This window comes from Pseudorhodoplanes sp. (assembly GCA_032027085.1).
In the GTDB taxonomy this organism is placed as follows: domain Bacteria; phylum Pseudomonadota; class Alphaproteobacteria; order Rhizobiales; family Xanthobacteraceae; genus Pseudorhodoplanes.
The window spans coordinates 4,941,649-4,968,360 of the sequence record JAVSMS010000001.1 but is presented as its reverse complement, the minus strand read 5'-3'; the positions used below and the strand labels follow the sequence as shown (position 1 = coordinate 4,968,360).

Genomic DNA, 26,712 nt, shown 5'->3' with positions numbered 1-26,712 from the left:
GTATGGAACATTATGTGGCGGGGAAAACCGGGCGTGACCGTCCACGCGTGGCCTTTGGTCGCCTCCGCCACATAATCTCATCCGCCACATAAGAACGGATCCTGGTGCAGGACGCCTTGCACCAGCATGGCGAGTCCGTCGATGCCCTTGCGCATGTCGATGTAGCCCAGGGCCAGATGTACCTTCACGTTCGGAGGAAGCAAGGTCATGACAGGGCCTCCTCGTCAGTGGTCGGAGCAGTCGGAGCAGTCGGCGCAGCCGCATCGGTGATCTGCACCGTGATGAAGGTCGGTGTTGCCTCCGTCAGTTCATTTTTCCATCGACGTAGAAGACGCTGATCGATGCCATACCGGCGCGCCACCTCCGCGGCACTCGCCGCAGGTCGGGCTGCCTCTTGGAGAATCCATCGCTTATCTGCGTCGCTGAACCGGCGCCGGTGCCCCTCGCGCGGCCGCTGAACAATGGGAGCCGCCAGCTGCGAGGAGGGATAAGCCCCCGGAATTAGGGGAGGACTAACGGGCGGACTTAGGGGAGGTCTTATTGGCCGGCACCGATAGAGCAACTTGCGCTGTGGGGGCTCCGGTTCGAGCCTGAACATCTGGCGCCAGTTCTCGAATGCCTTCTGCGGCAAGCCGTGAAACTCGCAATATTGCCGCTGATTCAAGTCGCTACGCTTCCACGCCTCATGATGCGCTCGCCAGAAGGCCTCGCGCTGACGCTTCCACGGTCGTTGTTCGCTCGCCATCTGTCCTCCCCTCATTTGCAAATCGAGGGTGAGAACAGATCGTGTTCATGAGACTTGGGACAAGAGTGCGAACATTGGACGCTTACCCGTCGCTTACCGGAAATTCCCGTTGGCGGCGAAAATTCCCTGTTCTTTGAAGATAAACTCCCTGTTTTGCTAAAACGCTTCCCTGTTAAATGAATCAGGGAATTTGGCTATAAGCATTTGAATTCACGTGTTAAATCTGCACGAAGGTGACTGATCCAGGCTGAAATCGCCAAGATTCCCTGTTCTTTTCCCTGTTAGCAGGGAATTTGGCAGCGGAGACGGGTTCGACTACGACTGCGTCCACCACCAATGCTTTCAATGGCTTGGTTATTGGTTTGCTTTCAGCAGCAACAGCACTGCCAGAAGACCTATCCGAAGGAGGTTCGTGTGATTCTGACGAGATCCTGAGTTATTTCGGCTGAATTCGAATTCACCGGTACGTAGCCCTCACAGGCTTCCACCTCGGAGAGCCGGCCGTGAAATAGCTCAGACCAAAGCCCGCCACCACGCGCCCTGCCTCGTTCATGATTGGCACGGCAACCGTGTTCGAGTTCTTCGCCTCGACGTGTCTGGCCCGCGAAACATAGCCCAGCCGCCGGATCCGCTTGACCAGCCGATCCACCCGGTTCTTTTGTTGCGCGAGGCTGACTTCTGGATCGTCGGACCGGCGCAGCACCGGCACCGCTTCTACATCGCACCATTGAACTATCTCAGGTCGAACTCAGCCGTCGCTGGAGACAAGGGCGCGCAGGACGAGCGAATGCGCCGCGGAATTCTCATTTCCATCAACGGCATCGCGGCCGGATCGCGGTACACGGGATAAGAAACCCATCGACAGGGTGTAGACCGGCGTGCATGTCGTGCCGCTATCACCTGCAAACGTTGGTTACGTTCACGCGGTTATGCCTTGGCTCGACGGAATTGGTATTTGGACTGACCAACATGGCAAGAATTGTCGGATCGATGTCCTTTCCGGTAAAGAAACGACAGTGCATCATCGGGATATGACACGACGACGGCGCATAGGTTTCTTGATCTTCGACGGCATCACCGCACTTGATATGGTCGGTCCGGCAGAGGCATTTGCAATCGCCAAGATGCCGGGTCGATCGGCAGGTGCTCCCGCACAATCGGCCTATGAGATCGTCACTTTGGGGATCTCGACTCGTAGATGCATCAGCGAGTCAGGCGTGATGTTCGTGCCTTCATGCGCCATTGAGGATGCGCCAGCACTGGATACGCTAGTCATTCCTGGCGGAAGCGGCCTACGTCGATCGCGACCGAATCTTGTGGTGACACGATGGCTTCGGCAGAACGCCTCGCGCATCGGACGGATCGCGTCAGTGTGCACGGGAATCTATGGCTTGGCGCCATCCGGGTTGCTGGATGGAAAGCGCGCTACAACCCATTGGCAATTCGCGGCGGACGTGGCTGCGCGTTTTCCCAAGCTGCAAGTCGTCCCAGACGAAATATTCGTCAAGTCGGGCCGATACTACAGTGCGGCAGGCGTGACTGCCGGCATCGACCTGGCCCTCGCGTTGATTGAGGAGGACCTGGGCGCCAGCGCGGCGCTTGCGGTCGCTCGCGAACTCGTCGTGTACCTGAAGCGAGAGGGTGGCCAAACCCAATTCTCTGAGCCGCTCAGATTCCAGAGCGTTGCGCGTGAATGCTTCGGTGATCTCGTCTTGCACGTGATGGAGAACTTGCAGAATAAGCTCCGCGTAGAGGAGCTAGCTCAAAAAGTAGCGCTCTCACCGCGTCAATTTAGCCGCCGCTGCTGGGAGCACTTTGGTTGCTCGCCTGCGGCATTGGTCCGCGGGCTAAGGCTCGACGAAGCGCGGCGCCGGCTGCACGAGCCGCGTAGCAACGTCGGGACCGTTGCCACCTCTGTGGGCTTCAATAGTGCCGACGCGTTTCGGCGCGCATTCGAGCAGCACTTCGGCATTAATCCATCGGCCTATCGATCCCGTTTTCTTTCCAGCACACGCTGGGCCAAATGATACGGTGAGGCGTCGGAACTCGAGCTTTGTCAACGTCAAGTTCCAATTAGCAATGGAGCGCCCATGACCCGCAATCCGCAAGCCGCGCAGATGGCCGATCCGGTGATGCTGAAAAACCTAGCCGCTCAGGCCGCTGCGATCTGGCCGCAAGAGGAGCCTTTGCTTGCCAGATATACGCTACCGCAACATGCATGCATCGCTGATATTGGGTGCGGTAGCGGGGAGATTAGTGCCCGGCTTGCGCGTCGATATCCTGAAGCTCGCGTCATTGGCATTGACATCCTGCCTGGGCCGGTCGCATTCGCAAGACGTGAGCACGCAGGACTTGCACCTCGCTTGAGCTTTGAACAAGGCGACGCCTTCGCACTGCGATATCGGCAAGACACGTTTGATCTAGTCGTTTGCCGTCACTTAACGCAGGCTGTACCCGAACCAGAGCTCTTGCTGCAGGAACTTGTACGGGTGTGCAAACCCGGAGGTTGGGTCCATCTTCTTAGTGAGGACTACGGGATGCTTCATTTTCCGCCAGGTCGGCTTGATCCGGACCGGTTGTGGCAGGAGGGCGTCGCAGCCTATTCGCGCGACACGAGCACCGATGAACGCATCGGGCGCCGAACCTGGTCGCTGCTAACGCAGCTTGGACTCGAGAATGTCTGGGTTGACTATGCGGTCGTCGATCCACTGCGTGTGCCGCGAGAAACAATGGCTGTAATCCTACATGCATGGCACGATGTTTACGCAGAGACCTTGCAGGCGACAGGCGAATTTTTGCCAGGTGAGGTAGCATCCCTTTTCGACCTGGCAATAGATGCAACCCTTGACCCTAAGCAATATGCAGTGTGGCACGTACCGATCATCAGCGGGCAAAAACCTCAAGGTTGAGTGAGCTGAAAGCTAAAGCCAGGTATCTTCGATCGGCGAGCAGTAGTACTGCAACGGGCTAGCGACTCTCTTTTATGGTGCAGGCATAAAATGCTGATTATTGTCTTTCTTTCAGCAGCAACAGCGCTGCCAGAAGACCTATCCGAATGAGGTTTTTGTGATCCTGGCGAGATCCTGAGTTATTTCGGCTGAAGTCGACTTCAGCACCGGTACGTAGCGCTCACAGGCTTCGGCCTCGGAGAGCGCGGCTGTGAAATAGGTCAGGCCAAAGCTTGCCACCACGCGCCCTGCCTCGTTCATGATTGGCACGGCAATCGTGTTCGAGTTCTTCGGCTCGACATGTCTGGCACGAGATGCATAGCCCTGCCGTCGAACCTGATGGACCAGCCGATTCACCCGGTCCTTCTGTTGCGCGAGGCTGTCTTCCGGATCGTCGGACCGGCGCAGCATCTCGACGATCAGATCGAACTCCTCCTTTGGCGTGAACGCCAAATAGGCGAGTCCCATGCCGCGCGTCAGCAAAGGCAGGCGCATGTTGACGGTCTTGTGGAAGGGCGACATCGAGCTGTCGGGCACGGTGCTGAAGCGTACGACGACCGCATCCCGATCGAGCAAAGCGATCGCTACGGGCCATTGGTATTTGCGCGTGACTGCGACCGCCCACGGACGGCCCGCCTCCACCACCATGGGCTCCTTGTGGAAGCCCGAACTCAGTGAGCTCACCAGCGCGCTCACCTGATACCCGCCGAGGCGTGGGTCGTTCTCGACGTAGCCCAGATTCTCCAGTGTCTTGAGAATGCGAACCAGCGTCGCTTTGGGCAGGCCGGTACGGGCATGGAGGCGAGCAATCGACGAGTAGGGCTGCAGGTTCATTTCCTGCAAGACCTTCATCGCTCGCTCGATTGATCGTATTCCCACGGCATCCTCTGCATTCCGCACCGCGGAATGACGAGATGCTTACGTTGTGGCCCTTCACTGTCAAGTTCTATGGCATCTCCTTGCAAGCAGGGAGGAAGAAGCATGGCTTCGGGCTATCGGGAAGAGGCGCGCGCTCTGATCGCACAGGTCGATGACGCGACCGCAAACAGGCTGCTGCAAGGCGCGCTGGACCTGCATGTTCATTCCGGGCCCTCGACCATGCCGCGGCAGGTCGATCACTTCCAGGCGGTCGAAGAGGCGGCAGCGGCCGGAATGAGGGGCCTTCTGTTCAAGGACCATCACTATTCCGTGGCGCCCTTCATCCCGCTCATGGAGCGTGTGCTGGGGCATCACAACGTTGCGATGTATAGTGGTCTCGTCCTCAACAACAGCACAGGCGGTCTCAATCCTTTTGTCGTCGATGCTCAGCTCAAGCAGGGTGCAAAGCTGATCTGGATGCCGACAGCACAGTCGGCCAATCATATCCGCAGCTCCAGCCGCAAAACCCGGCTTGCATCCAATGTGAAGCTGAAGCCATCACCTGCCATCACCGTCGTGGACGCGTACGGCGAGGTCCTCGACGTCGTGAAGGAAATTCTGGACTCTGTTGCAGAATTCGACGCCATCCTGTCGTCGGGTCATTTGCATGTGTGGGAAATCTGGAAGCTCTTTACGGAGGCCAAGAAGCGCGGCGTGAAGCGGCTCCTCGTCAACCATCCCATGTATGGCCTCCATTTCACCTATGAAGACATCAAGGAAATGGCGGAATTCGGGGCGCTGATCGAGCAGTCGGCCTGCCTTTACGTTGACTCACGTTTCAATGTCTTTTCTCCGCAGGAGTTGAAGGAGCACATTCTCGCAGCCGGTGTGGCGCATTCGTCGATCGGGTCCGATCTGGGGCAGGTCGACAATCCGACGCCGGTTGAAGGGATGAGGCAGGCGATAAAGATGTGCTTGGCGCTTGGTTTCTCGGAAGACGATGTAAGGCTTATGGTCCGTGACAATCCGGCCAAGCTCGTCGGTCTGGGCGTGGGTTAACAACCGGTCCGAATGGCAACAGGCCGGATGCACCGTGAGCAGTCCGCGGGAGGAGAGGGCGCAAGCATGATGCGCGCGATTGAAATCGCACGCCCGGGTGGCCCCGAGGTGCTGCAGATGATCGAAGTGCCGCGTCCTCGGGCGAAGCCCGGCGAGGTGGTGATCAGAGTTTTTGCCGCCGGTGTAAACCGGCCGGACATACAACAACGTCGTGGCCTCTATCCGCCGCCGCCAGGCGCGTCATCACTTCCGGGCCTCGACGTGGCCGGCATTATCGAAGAGGTGGGGCCGGACGTCAGTAGCGTGAAAGTTGGCGACAGCGTGTGTGCGCTTGTCAATGGCGGCGGTTATGCGGAGTTTTGCAGCGTGCCGGCATTGCAATGCATGCCGATCCCGCGTGGCCTGACATTTGCCGAGGCGGCGTCGCTTCCAGAAGTCTTCTTCACCGCCTGGAACAACATCATCTGGCTCGGACGTCTCGCTCAGGGCGAATCCATCCTGATACAGGGCGGAACCAGCGGTGTCGGCCTGGCGGGTATCCAAATGGCCCGTCAACTGCGCGACGCCACTGTCGTTGCGACTGCCGGCACGGCGCAGAAGCGGCAAGTCTGCCTTGAGGCTGGAGCGCATCACGCGATCGATTACCGCGGTGACTGGGAGGACGAAGTCAGACGCGCGACCGGCGGCAAAGGCGTCGATGTCGTGCTCGATGCGCAAGCGGGCGATTACACCCAAAAACAGCTTGACCTTCTCAAGCCCGATGGACGACTGGTTTTCATTGCAAGTCACCTCGGCGAGACGGCGGAAGTTAACATCCGCGCGATCGTTCGCCGCCGGCTGACGCTAACAGGCTCGACGTTGCGGCCGCGGTCGGCAGCCTACAAGGGAAAGATTGCGTCTGAACTGGTGCAGCAGGTTTGGCCGCTCATCGAGCAAGGTCGCATCGTGACCAGGATCCACGCGCTGTTTCCGTGGGAACAGGTCCGGGACGCGCATGATTTACTCGATCTGAATGAGCAGATCGGGAAGGTGGTGCTGTTGGTTGACCCGCAGCGCGCGCAAAGCGTTCCGGAACCGGCAAAGCGGACGGAGTCCGCCCAATGCTGACCGTCGAGCGCGCTGTCGACTTGCAGCTGCACGCCGGGCGTCCGATAGGCTCGTCTGATTGGTTCACTGTCGAGCAGCGGCACATTGATGATTTCGCGCGGCTGTCGGGCGACGACAACTGGATCCACGTCGACACCGGGCGTGCCGCGCGCGATATGCCGGGCGGGAAGACGATTGCGCACGGCCTCTACGTCCTCTCATTGATCCCCTGGCTCCAGCGCGGGATCTTCGCAATCCGTAGACGCGGGCGCGGCCTCAACTACGGTTATGATCGCGTCCGCTTCCTGACGCCAGTCCAGGTGGGCAGCCGCATCCGGCTAAGCATGTCTCTCGTTCAGGTCAGTCGCCAGGCCAGTGGAACGCGCATCGAATTGGATGCAACCATGGAGATAGAAGGGTCCGACAAGCCGGCTTTAGTCGCCAGAAGCATCATTCTGATCGAGGACGAATGATGTCTGTATCTGAGAATGATGGCGGTCTGCTGACGCGAATACTTTCGCACGCGCTTGAGCGGCCGGGCGATGAAGCGCTGCGCTGTGGAAGTGCGAGCCTCAACTGGCAATCGCTTCGAGAGACAGTGTTGGAGACCGCGGGCAATCTCGTCCCACTGATGTCTGAAGGCAGTGGCCGCATCGGGCTCTTGGGAACTGCCAGTGTCGAGCTTGTCATCTCATATCTTGCAATCATCGCTGCTGGTGGATGTGCGGTGCCTTTGCCGGTCTCGGCCCATCGCGATGCTCTTTCCGGCATGATCTTAGACTGTCAGCCGGACCTGATCATTGCACATCAGGAGAATGAGCAGCTTGTGCGCGATGTTGCCGATGTGCCGGTGCTTGGAGTCATTCCGGGCGAGGGACTTCCGCGCAGATTCCTGCGCGACGCACCTCTTAAGGATGCTCGCGTTTGCACGCCGGGGGCCGACTTCAACATCATTTACAGTTCGGGAACGACCGGGCGCGCCAAGGGCATCGTTCACTCGCACGCAATGCGATACCGGCAGGCCGCCAGAAGCCTCTTCGAAATCGACGCGGGCAGCACGATGCTCCTCGCCACGCCGCTCTATTCCAACACGACGCTGATGCCGTTGCTTGCCACGTTATTCCACGGCGGACGCGTCATCCTGGTGCCAAAGTTCGACGCCGAACTCTATCTCGACCTCGCCGAAGCCCAGCGTGTGACGCACACCATGCTGGTGCCGGCGCAGTACCGGCGCATTCTGGACTCGGAGAGTTTTGGAAGGCGCGACCTGTCTGCATTCAGGATGAAGCAGTGTACCGGCGCACCATTGTCTGCGGCTGTCAAGCGCGCGGCCGTCGAAAAGTGGCCAGGCCGCTTCTTTGAAATCTATGGTCTTACCGAAGGAGGTTGTACGTCCATCCTGGACGTGTCCGCCTTTCCGCATAAAGCCCATACGGTCGGGAAGCCGGCGGCGGGAAATGACATCCGGATCATCGACGAGGACGGACGATTTCTCCCGGCGGGAATGCGCGGGGAAATCGTCGGGCGCTCGGCAACGATGATGTCTGGCTACTTCCGCAATGAAGCAGCCAACCGGGATTTCTATTGGCGCGACGGAGAGGGCATCGTCTTCCATCGCACCGGCGATATCGGAATGTTTGATGATGACGGATTCCTCGTCCTGCTCGACCGCAAGAAGGACATGATCATCTCTGGCGGGTTCAACATCTACGCCGCCGATCTGGAGGAAAAGCTGCTGTCGCATCCGGACGTCACTGATGCTGCTGTCATTGCGATACCCAACGAACGATGGGGCGAGACGCCACTCGCACTGGTCGTTGCCAGGCAAAATTCACGTATTGATCCGGACGCGCTCCTCGCGTGGACCAATGCACAGCTGGGAAAGATGCAGCGCCTGTCAGGCGTAGAATTGCGAGATACGTTGCCAAGGTCGAATGTCGGCAAGGTCCTGAAGCAGGAGTTGCGACGGCCTTACTGGGAGAACCGTGGATGAACGCCATCGACATTCCTGCGCTGGCGACCCCGAAGGTTGCGCTTGTCACGGGCGGCAGCAGCGGAATCGGCAAGGCGACCGCCGCGCGCCTTGCGGCGATGGGGTCAGCTGTGGTGGTCGGCTACAACAGCCGCTCAGCACAAGCACAAGAGGTGGTCAAAGGGCTGCATGGCACCGGGCATTGCGCCATGCGCGTAGCTATCGATGATCCAGCTTCCATATCCGAGGCTGCGGCGGCTGTTGACAAAATGCACGGGCGACTCGATGCGCTGATTAATTGCGGAGGCGCGACCACCCCTGTGCCTGTCAATGATCTTGACGGGCTGACGGACGAAATCTTCGACCGAACCGTGACCATCAATCTGCGTGGGCCTTTCGCCATGATTCGCGCATTTCGTCCGTTGCTGGAACGCGGCAGCGGTGCCGTCATCGTCAACATTTCATCCATCGCAGCCCGCACCGGTTTGGGCAGCAGCCTGGCCTATGTCGCTGCAAAGGCCGGCATCGACGCGCTCACCGTCGCGCTCGCGAAGGTGTTGGCGCCGCAAATCCGCGTGTTCTCCGTCTCACCGGCCGGCGTGGATACGGATTTCGTTCCCGGCCGGACGCGCGAACAGCTGCAGAAAACCGCCGAAAGATTCCCGCTAGCCCATGTCACCACGGCAGACGATGTCGCAAGGGCCGTGGTTGCTTGCATCGTCAACCTCACCAGTTCGACGGGAATTGTGGTGCCGGTAGACGAGGGCAGACACCTTTAGGCGGAGACCATGGACACGCAGAAATTCTATATCGACGGCGCTTGGGTGGATCCGGCCGCGCCCTCAGCCTTGGGAGTTGTCAATCCTGCGACGGAAGACACCTTCGCGCAGATCAGCTTGGGTTCCCGAGAGGACGTGGATCGCGCAGCCAAGGCCGCTCGCCGCGCTTTCGCGACATATTCTGAAGCGGGCGTTCAAGACCGCCTTTCGTTCCTTCGAAAGATCATCGCGGGCTTCAAAAATCGTCTGCCGGAATTGGCGCGGACGATGACTCAAGAAATGGGCGCGCCGATTACCTTCGCGACCGAGCGCCAGGCGACGGTTGCGCTCTTTCATTTCGAGGAAGCTGCGCGCGTGCTTGCGCAATACCAGTTCGAGCAGCGCATGGGGAATGGAATCATCCGCCGGGAACCGATCGGCGTCTGCGGACTAATCACGCCGTGGAATTGGCCGCTCAACCAGGTTGCTTCAAAAGTTGCGCCGGCGCTTGCCACCGGCTGCACCGTTGTCCTGAAGCCGAGCGAGATTGCGCCCCTTAGCACGATGCTGTTTGCCGAAATCGTCCATGATGCCGGTCTCCCAGCCGGTGTCTTCAATCTCGTGAATGGTGATGGACCTACGGTCGGCGAGGCGATCGCCGCTCACCCGGAGATCGACATGGTGTCCTTCACCGGCTCGACGACGGCCGGCGTCAGAGTAGCGAAGCTTGCAGCAGATTCGGTGAAACGCGTCGCCCAGGAACTCGGCGGCAAATCCGCCAACATCATCCTGCCGGATGCCGACCTGAAAGCCGCGGTGATCCAGGGTGTTCACGCCTGTTACACCAACGCCGGCCAGAACTGCCAGTCGCCTACGCGCATGTTGATCCCGCGTACGCAGCGGGAGCCGGCATTCGCGGCTGCGCGCGAGGCAGTCGACGCTATTCGGCTGGGCGACCCGCTCGATCCGGCTTCGACCATGGGACCGCTGGTGAGCCAGGCGCAGTTTGAAAAGGTGCAGAATCTGATTCAGTCGGGCATCGATGAGGGCGCCGCGGTGGTGGCCGGCGGAACGGGACGGCCATCAGAGTTCAACCGTGGCTACTATGTTCGGCCGACGGTTTTCGGCGATGTGACGCCGCAAATGCGGATTGCACGCGAGGAGATTTTTGGTCCGGTACTGTCCATCATGACCTATGATACCGAGGATGAAGCAATCGGCATCGCCAACGACACGCCGTTCGGATTGGCCGGCTTCGTGCAGTCCAAGGATGTAAACCGCGCCCGCAGGGTCGCCAACCGCATCCGAGCAGGGCGCGTCTACCTTAACGGCGCGCCGTTCGATCGTAGCCTGCCGTTCGGCGGCTACAAGCAATCCGGCAACGGGCGCGAGTTCGGCGTCTTTGGATTTGAAGAATATCTCGAGGTGAAGGCGATCCTCGGCTAACCGTGTTTAGCGATGTCGCGGCCGAGGCGCTCGTGTTGCGCCTCGGCCGCGACGGCCGTCGTGCAGTGATGACACCGGGAGGAGAAGTGCCGTCACTGCAACTCCGCAGGCATCGGGTATTCGTCGGCATTGAGCACCAAACCTGGCTTGCGCGAGAAATCGACTCGCGGCGGGGCGAAGATATCGATCAGCCAGGAGCGCTTGTCGCCGATATTGCGGCTCGTATGCACGACCTTGGGCGGGATGACGGTTACCGACGGGCTGCCGATCTCCAGGTGCTCGTCGGGGCGCCACTGCGACATGTCCGGCACCCACGGATAGCGAAGATGATGGATATAGTCGCCCTCAAGCAGCAGCGAGGCCTGTTCGAAATCATCGTGTGAATGCGGGCTGAGCTTCTTCACATCGCGCGGCGATGTGCGCTTGGTGAGCACGTTGATCATCAGGTTGGTGCAGCGGAACAGCCGCATATTGGTGTCAGGCTTGTCGTAATCGAACGGCTTGTAGTTGCGCAGCTTGAAACCGCCGACGGGGTCAGGCCAGGGGACCAGCGGCGCGACATCGGAAGCGCCATCTGCGTAGATCGCGGCATTCTCCGCCTTGGCAAGGAGGTCCGCAGCGCGGTTAGATAGCACGCGAACCAGATGACCTTTGCTCTGAGCCACCACTTGGCTTGGGCCAGGGGAGACGATGGTGAGAGACTCCGGCGCTGCCTCGATGGTCTCGGCGCCCGCCCGAATGGTGGCGGCAATTCCGCCGAGCAGCACCATGTATTCGTCGGGATTATCGGTGCGGCTCAGAACCGCGCCCGGCTCAACCGCGGATACGGCGACCACGAAATTGGCGCCGCGAGTGACCCATGTCTTGCTGCCGACGTCCGCCAGTTGCGGCGGGGTTTCATAGGCGCGGCCGGCGCTGGCCGGCCTGATCTGCGCGTTCATTCACGGGGCTCCTGTCGTTTGGTTAGCCAGTCTTGGCTTGAACATTCTCGGCGGGCGCGCCGAGCGAGCGGATTTCGACCAGAGCTTGCGCGGCTGCCTTGCGCATGAAGCTCTGGTCGGAGGCGACCACGAACGCGGTCGCTCCCTGGTCGCGCAGCCATGCCGCCTCGGTTTGGCCGCCGACGAATACGCAGATGGGCTTGTTGGCAGCGCGCGCCGCCTTGCCGATTCGTTCAACGGCGCTGCGCACTTCGGGGGCGTCGGAGGATTTCGCCCCGAGCGCAACGGAAAGATCGCCGCGGCCGATGAAGAGACCATCAATGCCATCCACCGCAGCGATGGCTTCGATCTCGTCGAGTGCTTCCGGATCCTCGATCTGCGCGATCACGGTCGTGGCGGCGTCCGCTGCCTCCACGGTGTTCCACATTCCGGTGGCGCCGTAGCCGGCGTGGCGTGGCGAGCCCGAATAGCCGCGGCGCCCGCCCTTGTAGCGGCAAGCTGCCGCGACCTCGCGGGCATGGGTTGCGGTGGCTACGTGCGGCACCAGCACTCCAGTCGCGCCGCAATCGAGAGCGGACAGAATGCTCGCTACGCTCTGCACGCGGACCAGCGCCGCTGTGCCGGCGGCCCTCGCGGCAAGCAACACCGCGTCAGTCGCCAGACGATCAAACGGCGCGTGCTCTTCGTCGACCACGACGAAATCAAAGCCGAGCGCGCCGAGAATCTCGGTCGCATGAATGGTCGGCGTTTTGATGAAGGTGCCGATCACCTGCTCGCCAGCGAGCAGCCGAGCGCGGAACATGACGGGGGCCGCCATGTCAGGTGCTCTCGTCGTCCGCTCTTGGCTCTGCGTACCAGGCCGTCTGCAACGCCTCCTGCGTCCTGTCCTTGTTGCTCATGGCCACCTCCTGCCTTCATTTCGGCGACAAGCTACCCGATATCGCCGTGGGTTCCGGCAGGCGAATGCGTCTATTTCGCGTGGCGAAACGTCTCTACAAAAGGCCCACCGCTGGAAATCGGCTCGGCTAGGGTGCGCGAAATAACCAGCCACTCAGCTGCTGCACGGGACGGGAGGACTCCATGAAAACTCGCATTACTCGAAGAGCCGCGCTTGCCATCGCTGCTGCTGGCCTCTGGGCGGCACCGTCGGCCGCCTGGGCCGATGCTTGGCCCTCGCGGCCCGTGAGCATCGTCCTTCCATTTGCCGCCGGCGGGGGCACCGATCTCTTGGCGCGTGCGCTTGCGCAGGATCTCAGCGAGAGGTTCGGCCAGCAATTCATCGTCGAAAATCGCACTGGCGCTGGCGGCAACGTCGGCGCCGGTGTCGTCGCCAAGGCCGCTCCGGATGGCTATACGATCTTGTTCGGCACGCCGGGGCCGCTCGCGAACAACAAGCTGATGTACAAGAACCTGTCGTTCGACCCCGAGCAGGCTTTCGCACCGATCGTGCTGATCGCAAAGTCGCCACTCATTGTCGTGGCGAAGAAGTCGCTTCCGGTGAAGGATATCAAGGAGCTCGTAGCCTACGCCAAGGCAAATCCCGGCAAGCTCAATATCGGCGTTCCCGGGAACGGAACGCTTGGCCATATCACCGCGCTGCTGCTGCAGAAGGAACTCGGGATCAGCATGACGAGCGTGCCCTATCGCGGCACGGCGCTGGTGTTGAACGACCTGCTTGCTGAACAGGTCGATCTCGCGGCGGATTTCATGCCGTCCTACGTGCCGATGGTGCGGGAGGGCAAGATCCGCGCGCTCGCCGTCACAACCACCGAACGCTCGAGCGATCTGCCGGACGTCAAGACCGTGCAGGACTCCGGCTTCAAGGGATTTGAGGCCACCGCTTGGTATGCCCTGGCAGCACCGACGGGGACGCCGAAGGAGATCATCGACAAGCTCAATGCTGCCACCAATGCATTCCTGAAGAGTCCGAAAGGACAGGAAGCGCTCGCCAAGCTGAGTATCCAGGCCGTCGGCGGTTCCCCGGCCGATCTGAAGGCCTTCATTGCAACCGAATTGAAGAAGTGGGGCCCGGTCGTGAAGCAGGCGAATATCTCGATGTAACGCGCCGCGTACACGAGCAGGAAAGGCGATGGCGAAGTATCTTGAGGATTTTCGCGAAGGGGAAGTTTGGCAGAGCGGGTCGATCGTCATTGGCGAGGAGGAGATGATCGCCTACGCCAAGGCGAATGATCCGCAACCAATTCATGTCGATCCGGATGTGGCCAGAAATGGACCATTCGGTGGGATCATTGCCAGCGGCTGGCAGGTCGCGGCGCTGTCCATGCGGCTTTTCGTCGAGGCAGGTGGTCACGGCGATTCACCCATCGTCGGAATCGGCATTGACGAGCTGCGCTGGAAACAGGTCGTTCGACCAGGTGACGCACTCCGCACCACACGTGAGATTGTCGAGATACGCAGGTCCGCGTCCAAGCCGGACCGTGGCATGATCCGCACCCGGGTGACTGTCTTGAACCAGCGCGACGAGACAGTAATGACCTATTTTGCGCTGGGCCAAGTGCGGGCCCGCAGTACGATTGCCGAAGGGGCGTAACTCGTCGTCAAAGGCTGTGTCTCCTGTCGACGATGCAGTGCCATCGGCGATCGCAGACGCGCACATCCAAATGACCATTGCAAGTTTCCCCGACGTTGCCTGAGGCCTTGCCGGCGGAACCGCAGGGCGATCAGTCGCTTGCGCGCTTGCCGCCAGTCTGCCCGGATGGCTTTGAGGATCAACCAACCGGATGGTTGACATATTGAAGCATTTTGCTAGCGTTCAAGCGCTTAGCTCAATCGCCAAAGAGATGCGTCCATGAACCCCGACTTCATCGTCATCGGCGCCGGACACAACGGCCTTGCCTGCGCTGCCTATCTCGCCCGCACCGGCGCGTCGGTTCTGGTGATCGAGCGCAACCATCGGGTAGGCGGTGCCTGCCACACGGAGGAAGTGACTCTACCGGGCTTCAAGCACAACATCTGCTCGGTCGTGCACACCCACATCCCCTCGAGCCCGGCTTACCGCGATCTCGAGCTTGAGCGCCATGGGGTGCGCTACATCTACCCTGAGCACCCGCGCGGCACGATCTTTCCTGATCACCGAAGCATCGTGATGTATCGCGAGCCTGAAAGAATGGCCGCGGAGATCGGAAAATTCTCGGCGCGTGACGCGAAAACCTACCAGGATCTGGTTGCGGGATACGGCGAGTTCATCGAGATGACGTTTCATCCGCTGATGTATTCGCCGCCCCTGCCGCCCTCGGTGCAGAGCGCAGAGTTCGAGAAGTCCCCAGAGGGAAACACGTTGCTGCAATGGCAGATGAGCACGCCGGTGCGCTTGCTGGATGAGCTGTTCGAAAGCAACGAGGTGAAGGTGCATTTTCTCACCCGGCTGACCGTGCTTGGATTCGCTCCTGACCAGCACGGGTTGGGTTGGGTAACTCTGTTACGCGTCCTCGGCGGCGAGGCGCCAATCTGCGTCGGTGGCTCGCAGCAACTCGCCGAAGGACTGCGGCGAGCGCTCGAGGCGCACGGCGGAAAGGTGAACACGGGGACGGCGGTAAAGCGTATTCGGCTGCAGGGCAATCGCGCGATCGGTGTCGAGCTTGCCGACGGGCGAACGATCGACGCTTCGAAGGCGGTGATCACAAATATTGAGCCGAAAAAGAGCTTCCTGAACATGGTCGGCGAGGAACATCTTCCCGACTCGTTCGTGCAGCGTGTGCGCAACTACCACACGCGCGGGCGATCACTTCTCGTGGTGCACCTTGCGCTTTCGGAAGCGCCTCAGTACCGGGCCGCCGCTGCGGGCAATCCGGCGGTGAATACGACCTTCAGTCAAGAGATGTTTGGTGGCTCAACGCGAGATCAAGTGCAGGCTTACCAGGATATTTCGATGGGGCGCCTGCCGAAAAAGGAGATGCTGCAGATCTGCATGCCGACGCTGCATGATTCATCCCAGGCTCCGGCGGGCAAGCATACGGCTGTCGTCTGGCAATACGCACCATACGATCTGGAGGACGGCGGCCCCAAGGCATGGGCGTCGGTGCGCGAGGACTATGCCAAATACGTGCTTGAGCGATGGCGCTCGTACGCGCCGAATATGACAGAGGACAAGATCCTGGCGATGAAGATTCAGGACCCGACCGACACTGAGCGCAACAACGACAACCTGGTCGGCGGCGTTGATGTCGTGGGCGACTTGTCTCCTGATCAACTGGGCTACTTCCGGCCCTTCGCAGGTTGGTCGCATTATCGCTCGCCGGTCGAAGGGCTGTATATGTGCGGTGGCTACTGCCACCCGGGTGGTGGGGTGCACGCTGGCGCGGGGCACAATGCCGCTGGCATAATTGCGGGCGACTTCAAACTCAATAAGTGGTGGGACTGATGCATCAGCGTCAAGCGGTGTTCACTGTCCCGACTGCGCCCGACGTGGTCTGGCGATTCATCCGAGATTTCGAATCGTTGTGCGCCTGCATTCCGGGTGTCGAGCAACTGCAACGCGTCAATGACACGACCGCCAAGATGACAGTTGTGGAGAAGATTGGCGTCGTGCCTCTCCGCGTCAATCTGACGGCCTGCATTGATACGGAAGACCCGCCGCACAGCCTGCATGCTGTTGCAACTGCAGAGCACGTCGATGTCGAAATCGACGTCAGCCTGCGTGCCATCGGAACGGGGACCGAGCTAACGAGTTCGGTCAAGGTGGCTGGCCGGGGGCCGCTCAAGCCGATCGTCGATCGCCTGTTCGAGCGCAGAGCCACTGAAAAGACGGAAGAGTTCGCTCAGGTGCTTGAGGCCCGCTTCGGCGCGGCCGCGAAGTCCAAGATTCCGAGCCAGCCATCCGAAGGATTGTTTGCGCGTCTATGGCGGCGACTGCTTCGATGGCTGGGGTCCAGATGAAAGTCATGGGCAGCCTAATGCAGCGGTCCACATGGGCCGCTTGTCAGCCGAATTCGGGACCTGTGATGGCTATGATCAAATGCGACCTGTCGAAAGGCTTTGAACGCCCGCGCAGCATGCGCGTGAAACCCCGCTGCTTCTCGAAGCCGCACCCTAGGAGCCACGAATAGAATTCGCGCTGATGGTCCGGCACATCGATCATCACCGGGCCGCGTATCGAGCCGAGCGAGGCGAGGGAGAGGTGACGTGCGACGTCCGGCGAGTCTGCGACGATCGGGCCGATCTGTGTCGCAAACTGGCCATCGCGCCCGAATACGTACCCGGCGAGCGTGCCCTCACGCCTGGCAACGAAAGCAAGGTCGGGCCGCTCGCGCTGCATCGCCATCAAGAGAGCCGCCCTGTCGCCGCCGAACGCAGCGGCATCGTAGTGGACCAGCTGCGGCCAGTCCGCCGCCGACAGCGGCTCGATTGCGGTCCCGGCAGGCTGATCGTGCTCGATCGAAACCTGCGCCGCGTGGAGGCGCGAGAGGGGATAAATGTCCTCGAAGCCGAGTTGAAGATAGACCGTGCGTCCCGCCGGTGTGGCATCAAGGCCGGCCGTCAGGCCACGCTGCTCCAGCCGCTCAATGCAATTCTGCATGAGCCGCAGCGCATGTCCGCGTCGCCGCTCGCTGCCTGTAATCAGGATCATACAGATCCATCCGAACGACGATCCGTAAGGAAGGATGGCGGACGACGCGATCAGCGTATCGCGGTCACGCAAACCATAGACCTCACCGCTGGCCAGGATGCGCCGCCAGTCGTCATCGTTCTGATTCCAGCCGGCTTCGGTCGACAGCGACATGCAGTCAGGAATATCGGCCGCTGTGAGGGAGACAATGGGCTGCATGGTGAATCGCAGGAAAGGCGCACTCACCGGACAAAGGCTGTGAGCGAATCTTGTTCCGGCGTTTCGGCCGCCGCCTTGGCCGGGGCTTTGTTGGTCAAATAGCCGATCACGAAGTCAATGATATGCGCGCGCCTCTCGGCGACAGCGTCCTTGCTGCGAAGGTCGCGATCGAACAGGATACCGAGTGTATGAATGTTGGCGCTGTAGAAGAAGCAGAGGCCAGCTATCGAAATATAGAGCTGCACCGGTTTGACGTCGGAGCGGAAGATTCTGGCCTGCTCACCGCGCGCCAGGGTCTGGCTGACCAGGTCGACGACGGGAGTATGGGTGGACTTGATGACCTTGGACCGCTTGATGTGCTTGGCTTCCATCAAGTTCTCATTGGTAAGAAGCTGAACGAACGTGCGGTTCTGCATCACGTAGTCGAACGTGAAGGCGACAAGCTTCTTCATCGCCGCTATGGGGTCGAGCGAATCGAGATCAAGCGCGCTTTCATGAGCGCGAATGTCGGCGTAGGCATCCTCGAGCACGGCAAGATAGAGATTGCTCTTCTCGCCGAAGTAATAATAGATCAGTTGCTTGTTGATCTTGGCCGCCTTGGCGATCTCATCGACGCGGCTTCCGTAAAACCCGTTGCGCGCGAATTCCTTTTTGGCGACCTCGATCAATGTCCGGCGAGTGGCATTGTCCTCGGCTTTTCCCGGTGACTTGAGTCTGCCGCTTGATTTGGTCTTTTGTTTTTTGACAGCCTTCATCTCATCTGCTCGCAGCGTGATGTTGGGAATCGCTTCGGCGCCGAGGGTATTCCTGCCTCAATCCCATCCTTGATGCGCGCTCTGATGCCGGCTGGCAAGTCGGCGATGGGTGAGTGCCATGAGTTGCCCCATTCAACTAATTGGTTGACACTGGGGTCACCTTGGCGGCCTTGTCAAGCAAACAAGCGGCGCCACTTTAGCGTCAACCAACCAGATGGTTGACGTGGCGCCATATCGAAGCTAGCGTATTGCGCCGACGGCTTGTCGCTTGCCATGTTTGAACCGCCAATGGCCATCATCTCGTATCTGACGACGATCTGCTTTGAGAATGGGGCGCTGCGTGAAGTGAGCGCCCATCTGAAGACTCTCGGCATTGCGCGGCCGCTGATCGCGACTGATCAGGGCATCGTGCGGAGCGGGCTGCTGGATCGCCTGACCGATGCGATGGGAGCCGTGGGGCAGGGTCGGCTCTACGCCGACACGCCGCCGAATCCGACGGAAGCCGCCGTCGATGCCGCTGTACGACAATACTGCGAGAGCGACTGCGACGGCATTGTTGCCTTCGGCGGCGGTTCGCCGATTGATTTGGCCAAGGCGGTCGCACTGAAATCCAGTCATCCGGGGGAGTTGGTCCATTATGCGGCGCTGGGTGGCACCAAGCCCATTACGGCGGCGGTCGCGCCGGTCGTTGCCATACCGACGACATCGGGGACCGGCAGCGAGGTCGGTCGGGCGACCGTCATCGTGATGAACGATGGACGCAAGCGCGCCGTGGTCAGTCCGTATCTGTTACCGCGGCTTGCGCTTTGCGATCCTCTCCTCACGGTGGGGCTCCCGCCGGCGATCACCGCGGGGACCGGTATGGACGCGGTTGCGCACTGCGTTGAGACGCTGCTGTCCCCGCGCATCAATCCGCCGGCCGATGCGATTGCGCTCGATGGCCTCGTACGCGCGACGGCATGGCTTCGCAAAGCATGCGAGGACGGAAACGATATCGAAGCGCGCTGGCAGATGATGATGGCGTCTGTCCAAGGCGGCTTAGCGTTTCAGAAGGGCCTTGGCGCTGTCCACGCGCTCAGCCACGCGCTCGGCACGCTTCGTGACCCGATACTGCATCACGGCACGCTAAACGCAGTACTGCTGCCGCCGGTGCTGGCTTTCAACGCGGCGAGCGCGGGCGCGAAATACGGTCAGATGCGCCGGGCGCTCGGACTCGACGAACACGCCGACTTTCCGGCCTGGTTCACGGCGCTTGCCCGCGCGATCGGTCTTCCGACGACACTGAAGCAAATCGGCGTGGCACGCTCCGTTCTGCCGCGCATGGCCGCCATGGCAGTCGGCGATTTCAGCGCTCAGACCAATCCGGTGCCGCTATCCGAAGCCGACTGCATGGCTTTGCTTGAATCCGTGTTCGACGAGGATCTCGCGCAGAACCGGCAGAATATCCATGCGTGATGCTCTTTCGAGCATCGCGCGATCGAGTGGTTCCAATAATGTTGGAGAATGACAACATGAACGCCGATGAGCCGACATTGCTGAAGTCCGCACCGGGCTCGTCCGACGCACCGGTTTCATCAGCGAGGATAGACGGCCTGCCGGCTCGTTTCGAGAGCGCCGAAATGCTAGACGAGTTCATGTCGCGTCCGTCCGACGCTCTGATCAAGGATCTTCAGCCCGTCGACGGCGACATCATGGTTATCGGGGTGGCGGGTAAGATGGGGCCGACGCTTGCACGCATGGCCAAGCGGGCCGTGCCGGATCGTCGTGTGATCGGCGTCGCGCGTTTCAGCGACAAGGCAGTTAAATCTTACTTGGAGCAGCACGGCGTGGAGACGATGAGCGTCGACCTGCTCAAGCGTGAGGACATCGCCAAGCTGCCCAAGGTAAAAAACATCGTCTTCATGGCCGGGCGAAAATTCGGTTCGACAGGCAGCGAAGACCTGACCTGGGCAATGAATGCCTATGTTCCGGGGCTCGTCGCCGATTATTTCTCGACCAGCCGTTTCGTTGTGTATTCGACGATCTGCGTCTATCCATTCGTTCCGGTTCTTCATGGTGGGGCGCGGGAATCCGACGAACTCGGACCGCCCGGTGAATATGCGATGTCATGCGTCGGCCGCGAACGCATGTTCCGCCACTTTTCTTTGCAGCATCAGACTCCCGGCTCGATCATCCGGTTGAGCTACGCGATCGACATGCGTTATGGCGTGTTGCACGATATCGGATCGAAAGTGCTGCGCGGTGGGCCGATCGATCTGTCGATGGGACATGTTAACGTGATATGGCAAGGTGAGGCGTGCAGCCAGTCCTTGCGAACGCTACGCTATGGGGAGGTCCCCTGCGCTCCGTTCAATATCACCGGTCCCGAGACGCTGAGCATCCGCGCACTGGCGCTCGCCTTCGGTCGTCGCTTCGGCAAGGCTCCAGTCTTGATTGGGGAGGAGGCGCCGACGGCCTGGATTGCCGACACAAGCCTCGCCGAAAGCCTGTTTGGCTACCCACAAATTCCGGTTGGCATCATGGTTGATTGGACGGCCGACTGGCTGGCGCGGGATATGGGCAGCTTCGGCAAGGCCACGCATTTTGAAGTGCGAACCGGCACCTATTGATCGCGCGGCGGCAGTCGTTGCTGCGGCCGGCCTTCAGTGCATGCCAAGCAGGCCGTAGATTCGACGGGTATAGTCGCCGAACTTCTCGTGAGTTTTCATGTCCAGCGTGCGCGGATGCGGCAGCTCGACACGGAAATTGTCGGCCATGCGCGCTGGACCGGCGGTCAATACGATGACACGCGTGCCGAGGAATACGGCCTCAGTGATGCCGTGGGTCACGAACAGGATGGTCTTGCCGGATTCCTGCCAGATCCGCAGCAATTCCAAGTTCATCTTCTCGCGGGTCAGCGCGTCGAGTGCGCCGAACGGTTCGTCCATCAGGATGAGCTTGGGATCGTGCACCAGCGCGCGGGCGATTGATGCGCGCTGCTGCATGCCGCCCGACAATTCATAGGGATACTTGTCTTCGGAGCCTGTGAGGCCGACGAGCTTCAGGAGATCGCGGGCTCGCTCGCGGCTGGCGGCGAGCGGCAGGCCGAGAATCTCGGCCGGAAGCATGACGTTGTCGATAATGCGACGCCATTTGAGCAGAAGCGGCTGCTGGAACACCATGCCGACGTCGCGTGAGGCGTCGAAGGGTTGGCTCTTGGTGCCGATCTTCACCTCACCTGCGTCGTGCGAATGCAGACCGGCGATGATCTTCAGCAACGTGGTCTTGCCGCATCCGGACGGGCCGACAAGAGACACAAGTTCCCCCTGCTCGACATCGAAGGTCGCTTCCGAGACCGCAGGAAATTCGGTGCCGCGCGCCCGATAAGTTTTCTGGACGCCGACAAGCCGGATGAAGGGTTCAGTCATGCCGGCCCCTAAATTCGTGCATCCCGCACGACCAGCAATCTTTCAAGGCCGAGCACAACGCCATAAAGCACCATTCCAATGAGCGTGATCAGGATGACGGCCATGAACATGGCGGCGGTATCGAGCGTCACCTGCACCTGCAGCATGAGATAACCGAGACCACGGTCCGAACCGAGAAACTCGCCGACGATGGCGCCCGCGACCGCAAGGATCGCGGCCACCTTCATGCCGGAGAAAATGTAGGGAAGTGCACCCGGCAACTGGATCTTGGTGAACAATTGCCAGCGCGAGCCTTTCACGGAACGGACCAGATCGAGCAGGTCAGGTTCGACTTCTCGCAAACCGCGCGCTGTGGTCAGAACTATCGGGAAGAAGCAGATCGCGAAAGCCATCGCGATATTGGGGCCGATACCGTAACTGAACCAAACCAGGATGAGCGGTCCGAGTGCAACCTTCGGGATCATGTTAAGGCTGACAAGCAGCGGCATCACGATCATTTCAAGCGTGCGGAACCAGGAAAACAGCAAGGCAATGCCGATCCCTCCAACCACAGCCAAAAGATAGCCGCCGAAAATCTCGATGCTGGTGACGGTAATGTTCTCCATCCAACGATAGTTAGGAACCAGCAAGGCCTGCAGGGTGGCGTAGGGCGAGGGCATCACGAATTTCGGCACATTGCCGAGCACGACAAAGAAGTGCCACGCCACGATCAGCATGAGATGGCTCAGGACCGCGATCGAGTAACGCTGAACGGAGTTGCGCGTGCTGTCCACCGGACCCCCCACTATCGCGACAGGATGCGCCGGCGAAGGTACGACAGGATCAAAAGCGAGGCCAGATTGTATAAGGTCGCGCCTTTGCGGGTCATGACAGCCACCGGTCGAGATTGGCCCGCACGAAATCGTCATCATTCAGATGCGGATAGGCCGCATAGATCCGGTCGATTTCCGCGCTTTGGCCGGGCCCCAAGGTTTCTTTGGGGTCGAGACACCAGATGCCCTCCAGCAGGCCCTGGCGGCGGAGGATTTCGTGACAGCCGGCAATCACACCGTGGAAATTGTTGGCGACATCGAAGATTGCCGAATTGCAGTCGGTGACCTGGGCGTCGAGCGCAAGCAATTCGGCCGGAATATTTGGGGTGACTGTGGCCGCATGAATTCTGGACAGGAGTTCGACCGCCTTCTTCACCCACACGCTCCAATGGCCGAGCAGTCCGCCCTTGATCCGAACGGTGACTGTTTGTCCGCCGCGCACAACCGGAAAGGGCGCCAGCAGGTCAAGGACAATGTGATCATCGTTACCCGTATAGAGCGTGATCCTGTCTTCCGCTCTTGCTTCGACAACCCCGCGAATGACGTCGAGCGTGCGATAACGGTTAAATGGCGCCATCTTGATCGCGACGACATTCTCGATTTCCGCAAAGCGCCGCCAAAACGAGCTGGATAGAATGATGCCGCCCACCGCTGGCTGCAGGTAAAACCCAATCAATGGGATGCGCTCTGCGGCCGCCCTGCAGTGGCCAATCAGGTCGTCTTCGCTGGCGCCTTTCATCGCGGCAAGCGAGAGCAATCCGGCATGATAGCCCAGGCCTGCAGCAATATCGGCCTCGTTGCAGGCCTGTTCGGTGCGGCCGGCCAGGCCGGCGACCATGATCGGCGGCTTTTTCGACCACGACGCGACGGTCTGTTGGGCGAGTTCCAACACGGGACGGTACAGGCCGGTCTCGCGAATCGCGAACTGGGTGGTGTGCACGCCAACGGCGAGCCCGCCGGCGCCGGCGTCGATATAATAGCGGGTCAGGGCGGTCTGGCGCCTGGTGTCGAATTTCCGATTCGCATCGAGCGCCAGAGGGTGCGCTGGAATGACGGCGCCATCGCGCAGGGCTTGCCGCACGTCTGCGGGCCAATCGCTGAACCGTAAACTCATTTCGAATGCCCGCTCGGTAACCAGACGGTTACATTTTGCTCGTTTGCACGCCGCTGTCAACGCGCGCGCGGGGCTTTTGCCCGCAAGGCATGCAGCATCATATCGATGTTGTGCTTCTTCCGCCGTTCAATGGCGTTACGGGCGCTGAGATCGCGCGCAAAAATCGCCGACAGGGTCCAATTGTTGGATAGATAGAAAAAACCGATGGCCGCGATGGTGATATAGACGTCCACCGGATCCAGCCCCGGCCGAAATACGCCCTTGGCGACGCCCCGTTTGAGGATCTCATCGATCATCCGCACGAACGGGCTGTGCAGGTCACGCACTTTGGCGGATTTCCGTAGATGCTTGGCCTGGTGCAGGTTCTCGTTGTTGATCAGGCTGATAAGTTCGGGATGTCTGCGACAATAGTCGAAATTGAATTCGATCAGTCTGCGGATCGCGGTTTCGGGCTCGAGGTGATCAAGGTTAAGCTTGCGTTCCGCGCCGCGCAGTCCTTCATACACTCGTTCGAGCACAGCCAGATAAAGCCCCTCCTTGCTCCCAAAGTAGTAGTAAATCAGGCGCTTGTTGGCGCGCGCACGGCTCGAAATGGCATTGACCCGTGCGCCGGACAGCCCCTTTGCCGCAAATTCGTACTGTGCGGCGGCGAGGATTGCGTCTCGGGTCGGGAGGCGTGAACGGGTGGAGGATTTGGCCATTGCGGGGGATGCAAAAACGCGACGATTGACAGCTATCAGACGCAATTCTATCGTTTTGGCAAGTTAACCGCACGGTTAAAAGACGCAAGAGCGAGTCAGCCGGCTGCTCCTGGCCGGTGTGGTTCTTAAGGGAGGAAGAGGATGAATATCGTCTGGAAATCCGGGCTTGCAGCCCTGGCAGCGGTTTCTCTTGGCGCTATGCCCGCCGCAGCCCAGAATCAAAAGGTGACCTTTACGCTCAACTGGGTCGCTGGCGGAGATCACGCACCTTACTACTACGCCCAGAAAATGGGCCTGTATAAAAAGGCGGGCATTGATCTCGAGATCGAGACTGGGCGCGGATCAGCGGCGTCGGCGCAAAAGGTCGGCGCTGGATCGTCGCAGCTCGGACTGTCCGATATGGCGGGCGTGCTGCTGTTTCGCGGCAAGGGGGCCGATCTTGTCGGCGTGATGAATGTCTATGCCAATTCGCCGCAGGGCCTCTATTGGCTGAAGAGCAGCGGCATCAAATCCGTCAAGGATCTGGCCGGCAAGAAGATCGGCAATCCGGCCGGCGACGGCGCTCGCACCATGTGGCCGGCACTTGCAAAGGCCAATGGGATCGATCCCAAATCGGTAACCTGGGTAAATATCGATGCCAACGCCAAACTTGGCGCCCTAAAGGCGAAGACCGTCGACGCCACGACGTCCTTCTACAATCTGCATCATGTCTTCACGCGCGAGCTTGGCAATGACATGGGCTTTTTGGCCTGGAAAGACGCCGGCGTGAATCCCTATGGCAACTCGATCATCGCCAATGGAGCCTGGCTGAAGGGCAACAAGGCGACCGTCGACAAGTTCGTCAAGATTACGCAGAAAGCTTTTGCGGATTGCGTCAAGACGCCGGAGCCTTGCATCAAGGCGCTGGTCGAGGCCAATGGTGCGCTGCTTTATGATAACGAGCTGACAAACTGGCACCTGGTGACGGTGCTGATGAGTGATGAAACGTCGCGCAATGTCGCGCTCGGCTGGCACGACGACAAGCGCATGGCATCCGACTACAAGCTTGTCGATGAATATCTCAAGATGGAAAAGGCCTATGACGTGAAGTCGGCCTACACCAACGAGTTTCTCGACAAGTCTGTCAAGATGCCGGCGATCAATCCGCCGAAGCTAAATTGACGTCTGCTACGTGAAGCTGAGGCCGGCCGCAACCGCGGTCGGCCTTTCTCTCCGAATTCGGGGCCGGCGGCGTTCGAGAAAATACGCTCCAATGCGGCGTCAGAAAGCGCCATCGCGACGGTCGAATTTGGTGTCTTTGCCGAGGCTCGGCATTTCGCGCGAAACCCAGTCGGCCGTCCAGTCGATCAGTCTGGAAAGAGGCACTGACGGATAGCCGAACAGTTCGAATGCGCGCGACGCATTCACCAGCCATGCGTCCGGTGCTTCGATGCCGGTCAGGACAGGTGCAGATCCGAATTTCCGCCCGAAGGTTTCCGCCAGCCAGCGTACACTGATCGTTTCCGGCCCGCTCACATTGAGGGGGCTGGATGGTGTTGTGCAATGTCCCAGCGCCCGCAGCACCATGCTGTTGGCGTCGCCCTGCCAGATGACATTGACGTGGCCCATGGCGAGATCGAGCGGCTTCTTCGCGAGCACACGCGAGGCGACGTCAAACAAAACACCGTAGCGCATGTCGATCGCGTAATTGAGGCGAATGATGCGTCCTGGCGTATTTGTTGTCCGCGAGAAATACTGGAACATCATTTCGCGGGCGGCGCAGGAATTCGCATAGGCGCCCGGTGGCGGCGTAGCCGGGGTCGCCTCGGTCGCGCCGCCATGCAGCACGTTGACATAGGGGTAAACGCATCCCGTCGAATAGGCGACAATGCACGATCCGGCAAAGGCTTCGGCGACGATCGCCGGAACATGGGCGTTCATCGCCCATGTCAAATCCTCCTGGCCGGACGCACCGAACTTCATGCCGGCCATGAAAATGACGTTGGGCAGCTTGGGCAGCCTTTCGACCTGCCCGCGATCAAGCAGATCGGCCTCGATACATTCGATGCCCCAGCGCGAGAGCTTCTCGCGCAATCCCTTCTCGCTGAAGCGTGCGACTCCGACCACGCGCTTCTTCGGTGCGGCACGCTTCGCGAGACGGGCGAGTGTCGGGCCAATCTTTCCGCCCACTCCCAGAATGATGATATCTCCTGGGATATTCCCAAGCTCTGCGGCGAGCTGCTGCGAGGGAGCTGTCATAACCTCTTCGAGATGCTCGACATCGTGAAACCGTTCAGGCAGCGCGGATTGAGTCATGGCATTTCTTCTGGCAAGGGCCGATTCCAG

At 60.1% G+C, this 26,712-nt stretch carries 28 protein-coding genes; 15 read left to right on the top strand and 13 right to left on the bottom strand.

Annotated features, from left to right (window positions below):
• Positions 1-77: 77 nt before the first annotated feature.
• The 3 genes from tnpB to RO009_24395 form a co-directional block, all read right to left on the bottom strand.
• Entirely contained in the window at positions 78-209 is a 132-nt protein-coding gene (gene tnpB / locus RO009_24405) for an IS66 family insertion sequence element accessory protein TnpB (protein ID MDT3688175.1), read from the bottom strand.
• Entirely contained in the window at positions 206-598 is a 393-nt protein-coding gene (locus RO009_24400; GenBank protein ID MDT3688174.1) for a transposase, read from the bottom strand. The genes tnpB and RO009_24400 overlap by 4 nt, the downstream gene beginning before the upstream one ends.
• 604 nt (positions 599-1,202) lie before the next feature.
• A complete protein-coding gene (locus RO009_24395; protein MDT3688173.1) occupies positions 1,203-1,454 on the bottom strand; it encodes a hypothetical protein in 252 nt (83 codons plus the stop codon).
• 169 nt (positions 1,455-1,623) lie between these two features.
• On the opposite strand from RO009_24395, the gene RO009_24390 reads away from it, so the two are divergent.
• Together RO009_24390 and RO009_24385 are read left to right on the top strand one after the other, a co-directional pair.
• Complete coding sequence (locus RO009_24390; protein MDT3688172.1) at positions 1,624-2,772, top strand: DJ-1/PfpI family protein; 1,149 nt, start codon at positions 1,624-1,626, stop codon at positions 2,770-2,772.
• A 63-nt stretch (positions 2,773-2,835) separates the two neighbouring features.
• Complete coding sequence (locus RO009_24385; GenBank protein ID MDT3688171.1) at positions 2,836-3,654, top strand: class I SAM-dependent methyltransferase; 819 nt, start codon at positions 2,836-2,838, stop codon at positions 3,652-3,654.
• Between the two features lie 138 nt (positions 3,655-3,792).
• Here the strand turns inward: RO009_24385 and RO009_24380 are convergent, their stop codons facing one another.
• Positions 3,793-4,572, bottom strand: coding sequence for a DNA-binding transcriptional regulator (locus RO009_24380; GenBank protein MDT3688170.1), 780 nt, complete (start codon positions 4,570-4,572; stop codon positions 3,793-3,795).
• A gap of 102 nt (positions 4,573-4,674) precedes the next feature.
• Between RO009_24380 and RO009_24375 the strand changes: the two genes are divergently transcribed.
• The 6 genes from RO009_24375 to RO009_24350 all read left to right on the top strand — a co-directional run bounded on the left by RO009_24375 (position 4,675) and on the right by RO009_24350 (position 10,872).
• Positions 4,675-5,610, top strand: coding sequence for a DUF6282 family protein (locus RO009_24375; GenBank protein ID MDT3688169.1), 936 nt, complete (start codon positions 4,675-4,677; stop codon positions 5,608-5,610).
• 66 nt (positions 5,611-5,676) lie between these two features.
• Positions 5,677-6,717, top strand: coding sequence for an NAD(P)H-quinone oxidoreductase (locus tag RO009_24370; GenBank protein ID MDT3688168.1), 1,041 nt, complete (start codon positions 5,677-5,679; stop codon positions 6,715-6,717).
• On the top strand, positions 6,711-7,169 hold the full coding sequence (locus RO009_24365) for a MaoC family dehydratase (GenBank protein MDT3688167.1): 459 nt from the start codon (positions 6,711-6,713) through the stop codon (positions 7,167-7,169). The genes RO009_24370 and RO009_24365 overlap by 7 nt, the downstream gene beginning before the upstream one ends.
• Positions 7,169-8,689 carry a class I adenylate-forming enzyme family protein gene (locus RO009_24360; protein ID MDT3688166.1) on the top strand — a complete coding sequence of 507 codons (1,521 nt, stop codon included), beginning with the start codon at positions 7,169-7,171 and terminating at the stop codon, positions 8,687-8,689. Before RO009_24365 ends, RO009_24360 begins: the two co-directional genes overlap by 1 nt.
• Positions 8,686-9,447, top strand: coding sequence for an SDR family oxidoreductase (locus tag RO009_24355; protein ID MDT3688165.1), 762 nt, complete (start codon positions 8,686-8,688; stop codon positions 9,445-9,447). The genes RO009_24360 and RO009_24355 overlap by 4 nt, the downstream gene beginning before the upstream one ends.
• Positions 9,448-9,456: 9 nt before the next feature.
• Positions 9,457-10,872 (top strand): aldehyde dehydrogenase family protein, encoded by a 1,416-nt coding sequence (locus RO009_24350; GenBank protein ID MDT3688164.1) that lies wholly within the window; start codon positions 9,457-9,459, stop codon positions 10,870-10,872.
• A 92-nt stretch (positions 10,873-10,964) separates the two neighbouring features.
• Here the strand turns inward: RO009_24350 and RO009_24345 are convergent, their stop codons facing one another.
• Positions 10,965-11,813, bottom strand: a complete 849-nt coding sequence (locus RO009_24345) for a hypothetical protein (GenBank protein MDT3688163.1) — start codon at positions 11,811-11,813, stop codon at positions 10,965-10,967.
• 22 nt (positions 11,814-11,835) lie between these two features.
• The gene (locus RO009_24340; GenBank protein MDT3688162.1) at positions 11,836-12,630 is read right to left on the bottom strand and encodes an aldolase/citrate lyase family protein; all 795 of its coding nucleotides are present in this window, start codon (positions 12,628-12,630) and stop codon (positions 11,836-11,838) included.
• Positions 12,631-12,893: 263 nt separating this feature from the next.
• On the opposite strand from RO009_24340, the gene RO009_24335 reads away from it, so the two are divergent.
• The 4 genes from RO009_24335 to RO009_24320 all read left to right on the top strand — a co-directional run bounded on the left by RO009_24335 (position 12,894) and on the right by RO009_24320 (position 16,709).
• Positions 12,894-13,874, top strand: a complete 981-nt coding sequence (locus RO009_24335; protein MDT3688161.1) for a tripartite tricarboxylate transporter substrate binding protein — start codon at positions 12,894-12,896, stop codon at positions 13,872-13,874.
• A 28-nt stretch (positions 13,875-13,902) separates the two neighbouring features.
• Complete coding sequence (locus RO009_24330; protein ID MDT3688160.1) at positions 13,903-14,364, top strand: MaoC family dehydratase; 462 nt, start codon at positions 13,903-13,905, stop codon at positions 14,362-14,364.
• Between the two features lie 258 nt (positions 14,365-14,622).
• On the top strand, positions 14,623-16,194 hold the full coding sequence (locus RO009_24325) for an NAD(P)/FAD-dependent oxidoreductase (protein MDT3688159.1): 1,572 nt from the start codon (positions 14,623-14,625) through the stop codon (positions 16,192-16,194).
• Positions 16,194-16,709, top strand: a complete 516-nt coding sequence (locus RO009_24320; GenBank protein ID MDT3688158.1) for an SRPBCC domain-containing protein — start codon at positions 16,194-16,196, stop codon at positions 16,707-16,709. The genes RO009_24325 and RO009_24320 overlap by 1 nt, the downstream gene beginning before the upstream one ends.
• Positions 16,710-16,752: 43 nt before the next feature.
• On the opposite strand, the gene RO009_24315 is transcribed toward RO009_24320, so the two are convergent.
• Positions 16,753-17,598 carry a GNAT family N-acetyltransferase gene (locus RO009_24315; protein ID MDT3688157.1) on the bottom strand — a complete coding sequence of 282 codons (846 nt, stop codon included), beginning with the start codon at positions 17,596-17,598 and terminating at the stop codon, positions 16,753-16,755.
• Positions 17,599-17,621: 23 nt separating this feature from the next.
• A complete protein-coding gene (locus RO009_24310; GenBank protein MDT3688156.1) occupies positions 17,622-18,353 on the bottom strand; it encodes a TetR/AcrR family transcriptional regulator in 732 nt (243 codons plus the stop codon).
• A 288-nt stretch (positions 18,354-18,641) separates the two neighbouring features.
• Here RO009_24310 and RO009_24305 point away from each other — a divergent pair, with 288 nt between their 5' ends.
• Together RO009_24305 and RO009_24300 are read left to right on the top strand one after the other, a co-directional pair.
• Positions 18,642-19,808 (top strand): iron-containing alcohol dehydrogenase, encoded by a 1,167-nt coding sequence (locus RO009_24305; GenBank protein ID MDT3688155.1) that lies wholly within the window; start codon positions 18,642-18,644, stop codon positions 19,806-19,808.
• A gap of 56 nt (positions 19,809-19,864) precedes the next feature.
• Positions 19,865-20,962 carry an NAD(P)-dependent oxidoreductase gene (locus RO009_24300; GenBank protein MDT3688154.1) on the top strand — a complete coding sequence of 366 codons (1,098 nt, stop codon included), beginning with the start codon at positions 19,865-19,867 and terminating at the stop codon, positions 20,960-20,962.
• Positions 20,963-20,995: 33 nt separating this feature from the next.
• On the opposite strand, the gene RO009_24295 is transcribed toward RO009_24300, so the two are convergent.
• The 4 genes from RO009_24295 to RO009_24280 form a co-directional block, all read right to left on the bottom strand.
• The gene (locus tag RO009_24295; protein ID MDT3688153.1) at positions 20,996-21,760 is read right to left on the bottom strand and encodes an ABC transporter ATP-binding protein; all 765 of its coding nucleotides are present in this window, start codon (positions 21,758-21,760) and stop codon (positions 20,996-20,998) included.
• 8 nt (positions 21,761-21,768) lie between these two features.
• Positions 21,769-22,476, bottom strand: a complete 708-nt coding sequence (locus RO009_24290; GenBank protein MDT3688152.1) for an ABC transporter permease — start codon at positions 22,474-22,476, stop codon at positions 21,769-21,771.
• Positions 22,477-22,624: 148 nt separating this feature from the next.
• Positions 22,625-23,686 carry a dihydrodipicolinate synthase family protein gene (locus RO009_24285; protein MDT3688151.1) on the bottom strand — a complete coding sequence of 354 codons (1,062 nt, stop codon included), beginning with the start codon at positions 23,684-23,686 and terminating at the stop codon, positions 22,625-22,627.
• 56 nt (positions 23,687-23,742) lie between these two features.
• Positions 23,743-24,387, bottom strand: a complete 645-nt coding sequence (locus RO009_24280) for a TetR/AcrR family transcriptional regulator (protein ID MDT3688150.1) — start codon at positions 24,385-24,387, stop codon at positions 23,743-23,745.
• A 141-nt stretch (positions 24,388-24,528) separates the two neighbouring features.
• On the opposite strand from RO009_24280, the gene RO009_24275 reads away from it, so the two are divergent.
• Positions 24,529-25,548, top strand: coding sequence for an ABC transporter substrate-binding protein (locus RO009_24275; GenBank protein ID MDT3688149.1), 1,020 nt, complete (start codon positions 24,529-24,531; stop codon positions 25,546-25,548).
• Positions 25,549-25,647: 99 nt separating this feature from the next.
• On the opposite strand, the gene RO009_24270 is transcribed toward RO009_24275, so the two are convergent.
• Positions 25,648-26,682, bottom strand: a complete 1,035-nt coding sequence (locus tag RO009_24270; GenBank protein ID MDT3688148.1) for an NAD(P)-dependent oxidoreductase — start codon at positions 26,680-26,682, stop codon at positions 25,648-25,650.
• Positions 26,683-26,712: the final 30 nt, after the last annotated feature.

Bases quoted from the DNA above. Each gene is read 5' to 3' on its own strand.
- tnpB (MDT3688175.1), bottom strand. From the start codon at position 209: ATGACCTTGCTTCCTCCGAACGTGAAGGTACATCTGGCCCTGGGCTAC.
- RO009_24400 (MDT3688174.1), bottom strand. From the start codon at position 598: ATGTTCAGGCTCGAACCGGAGCCCCCACAGCGCAAGTTGCTCTATCGG.
- RO009_24385 (MDT3688171.1), top strand. From the start codon at position 2,836: ATGACCCGCAATCCGCAAGCCGCGCAGATGGCCGATCCGGTGATGCTG.
- RO009_24375 (MDT3688169.1), top strand. From the start codon at position 4,675: ATGGCTTCGGGCTATCGGGAAGAGGCGCGCGCTCTGATCGCACAGGTC.
- RO009_24370 (MDT3688168.1), top strand. From the start codon at position 5,677: ATGATGCGCGCGATTGAAATCGCACGCCCGGGTGGCCCCGAGGTGCTG.
- RO009_24365 (MDT3688167.1), top strand. From the start codon at position 6,711: ATGCTGACCGTCGAGCGCGCTGTCGACTTGCAGCTGCACGCCGGGCGT.
- RO009_24360 (MDT3688166.1), top strand. From the start codon at position 7,169: ATGTCTGTATCTGAGAATGATGGCGGTCTGCTGACGCGAATACTTTCG.
- RO009_24355 (MDT3688165.1), top strand. From the start codon at position 8,686: ATGAACGCCATCGACATTCCTGCGCTGGCGACCCCGAAGGTTGCGCTT.
- RO009_24350 (MDT3688164.1), top strand. From the start codon at position 9,457: ATGGACACGCAGAAATTCTATATCGACGGCGCTTGGGTGGATCCGGCC.
- RO009_24345 (MDT3688163.1), bottom strand. From the start codon at position 11,813: ATGAACGCGCAGATCAGGCCGGCCAGCGCCGGCCGCGCCTATGAAACC.
- RO009_24340 (MDT3688162.1), bottom strand. From the start codon at position 12,630: ATGGCGGCCCCCGTCATGTTCCGCGCTCGGCTGCTCGCTGGCGAGCAG.
- RO009_24335 (MDT3688161.1), top strand. From the start codon at position 12,894: ATGAAAACTCGCATTACTCGAAGAGCCGCGCTTGCCATCGCTGCTGCT.
- RO009_24330 (MDT3688160.1), top strand. From the start codon at position 13,903: ATGGCGAAGTATCTTGAGGATTTTCGCGAAGGGGAAGTTTGGCAGAGC.
- RO009_24325 (MDT3688159.1), top strand. From the start codon at position 14,623: ATGAACCCCGACTTCATCGTCATCGGCGCCGGACACAACGGCCTTGCC.
- RO009_24320 (MDT3688158.1), top strand. From the start codon at position 16,194: ATGCATCAGCGTCAAGCGGTGTTCACTGTCCCGACTGCGCCCGACGTG.
- RO009_24315 (MDT3688157.1), bottom strand. From the start codon at position 17,598: ATGCAGCCCATTGTCTCCCTCACAGCGGCCGATATTCCTGACTGCATG.
- RO009_24310 (MDT3688156.1), bottom strand. From the start codon at position 18,353: ATGAAGGCTGTCAAAAAACAAAAGACCAAATCAAGCGGCAGACTCAAG.
- RO009_24305 (MDT3688155.1), top strand. From the start codon at position 18,642: ATGGCCATCATCTCGTATCTGACGACGATCTGCTTTGAGAATGGGGCG.
- RO009_24300 (MDT3688154.1), top strand. From the start codon at position 19,865: ATGAACGCCGATGAGCCGACATTGCTGAAGTCCGCACCGGGCTCGTCC.
- RO009_24295 (MDT3688153.1), bottom strand. From the start codon at position 21,760: ATGACTGAACCCTTCATCCGGCTTGTCGGCGTCCAGAAAACTTATCGG.
- RO009_24290 (MDT3688152.1), bottom strand. From the start codon at position 22,476: ATGCTGATCGTGGCGTGGCACTTCTTTGTCGTGCTCGGCAATGTGCCG.
- RO009_24285 (MDT3688151.1), bottom strand. From the start codon at position 23,686: ATGAGTTTACGGTTCAGCGATTGGCCCGCAGACGTGCGGCAAGCCCTG.
- RO009_24280 (MDT3688150.1), bottom strand. From the start codon at position 24,387: ATGGCCAAATCCTCCACCCGTTCACGCCTCCCGACCCGAGACGCAATC.
- RO009_24275 (MDT3688149.1), top strand. From the start codon at position 24,529: ATGAATATCGTCTGGAAATCCGGGCTTGCAGCCCTGGCAGCGGTTTCT.
- RO009_24270 (MDT3688148.1), bottom strand. From the start codon at position 26,682: ATGACTCAATCCGCGCTGCCTGAACGGTTTCACGATGTCGAGCATCTC.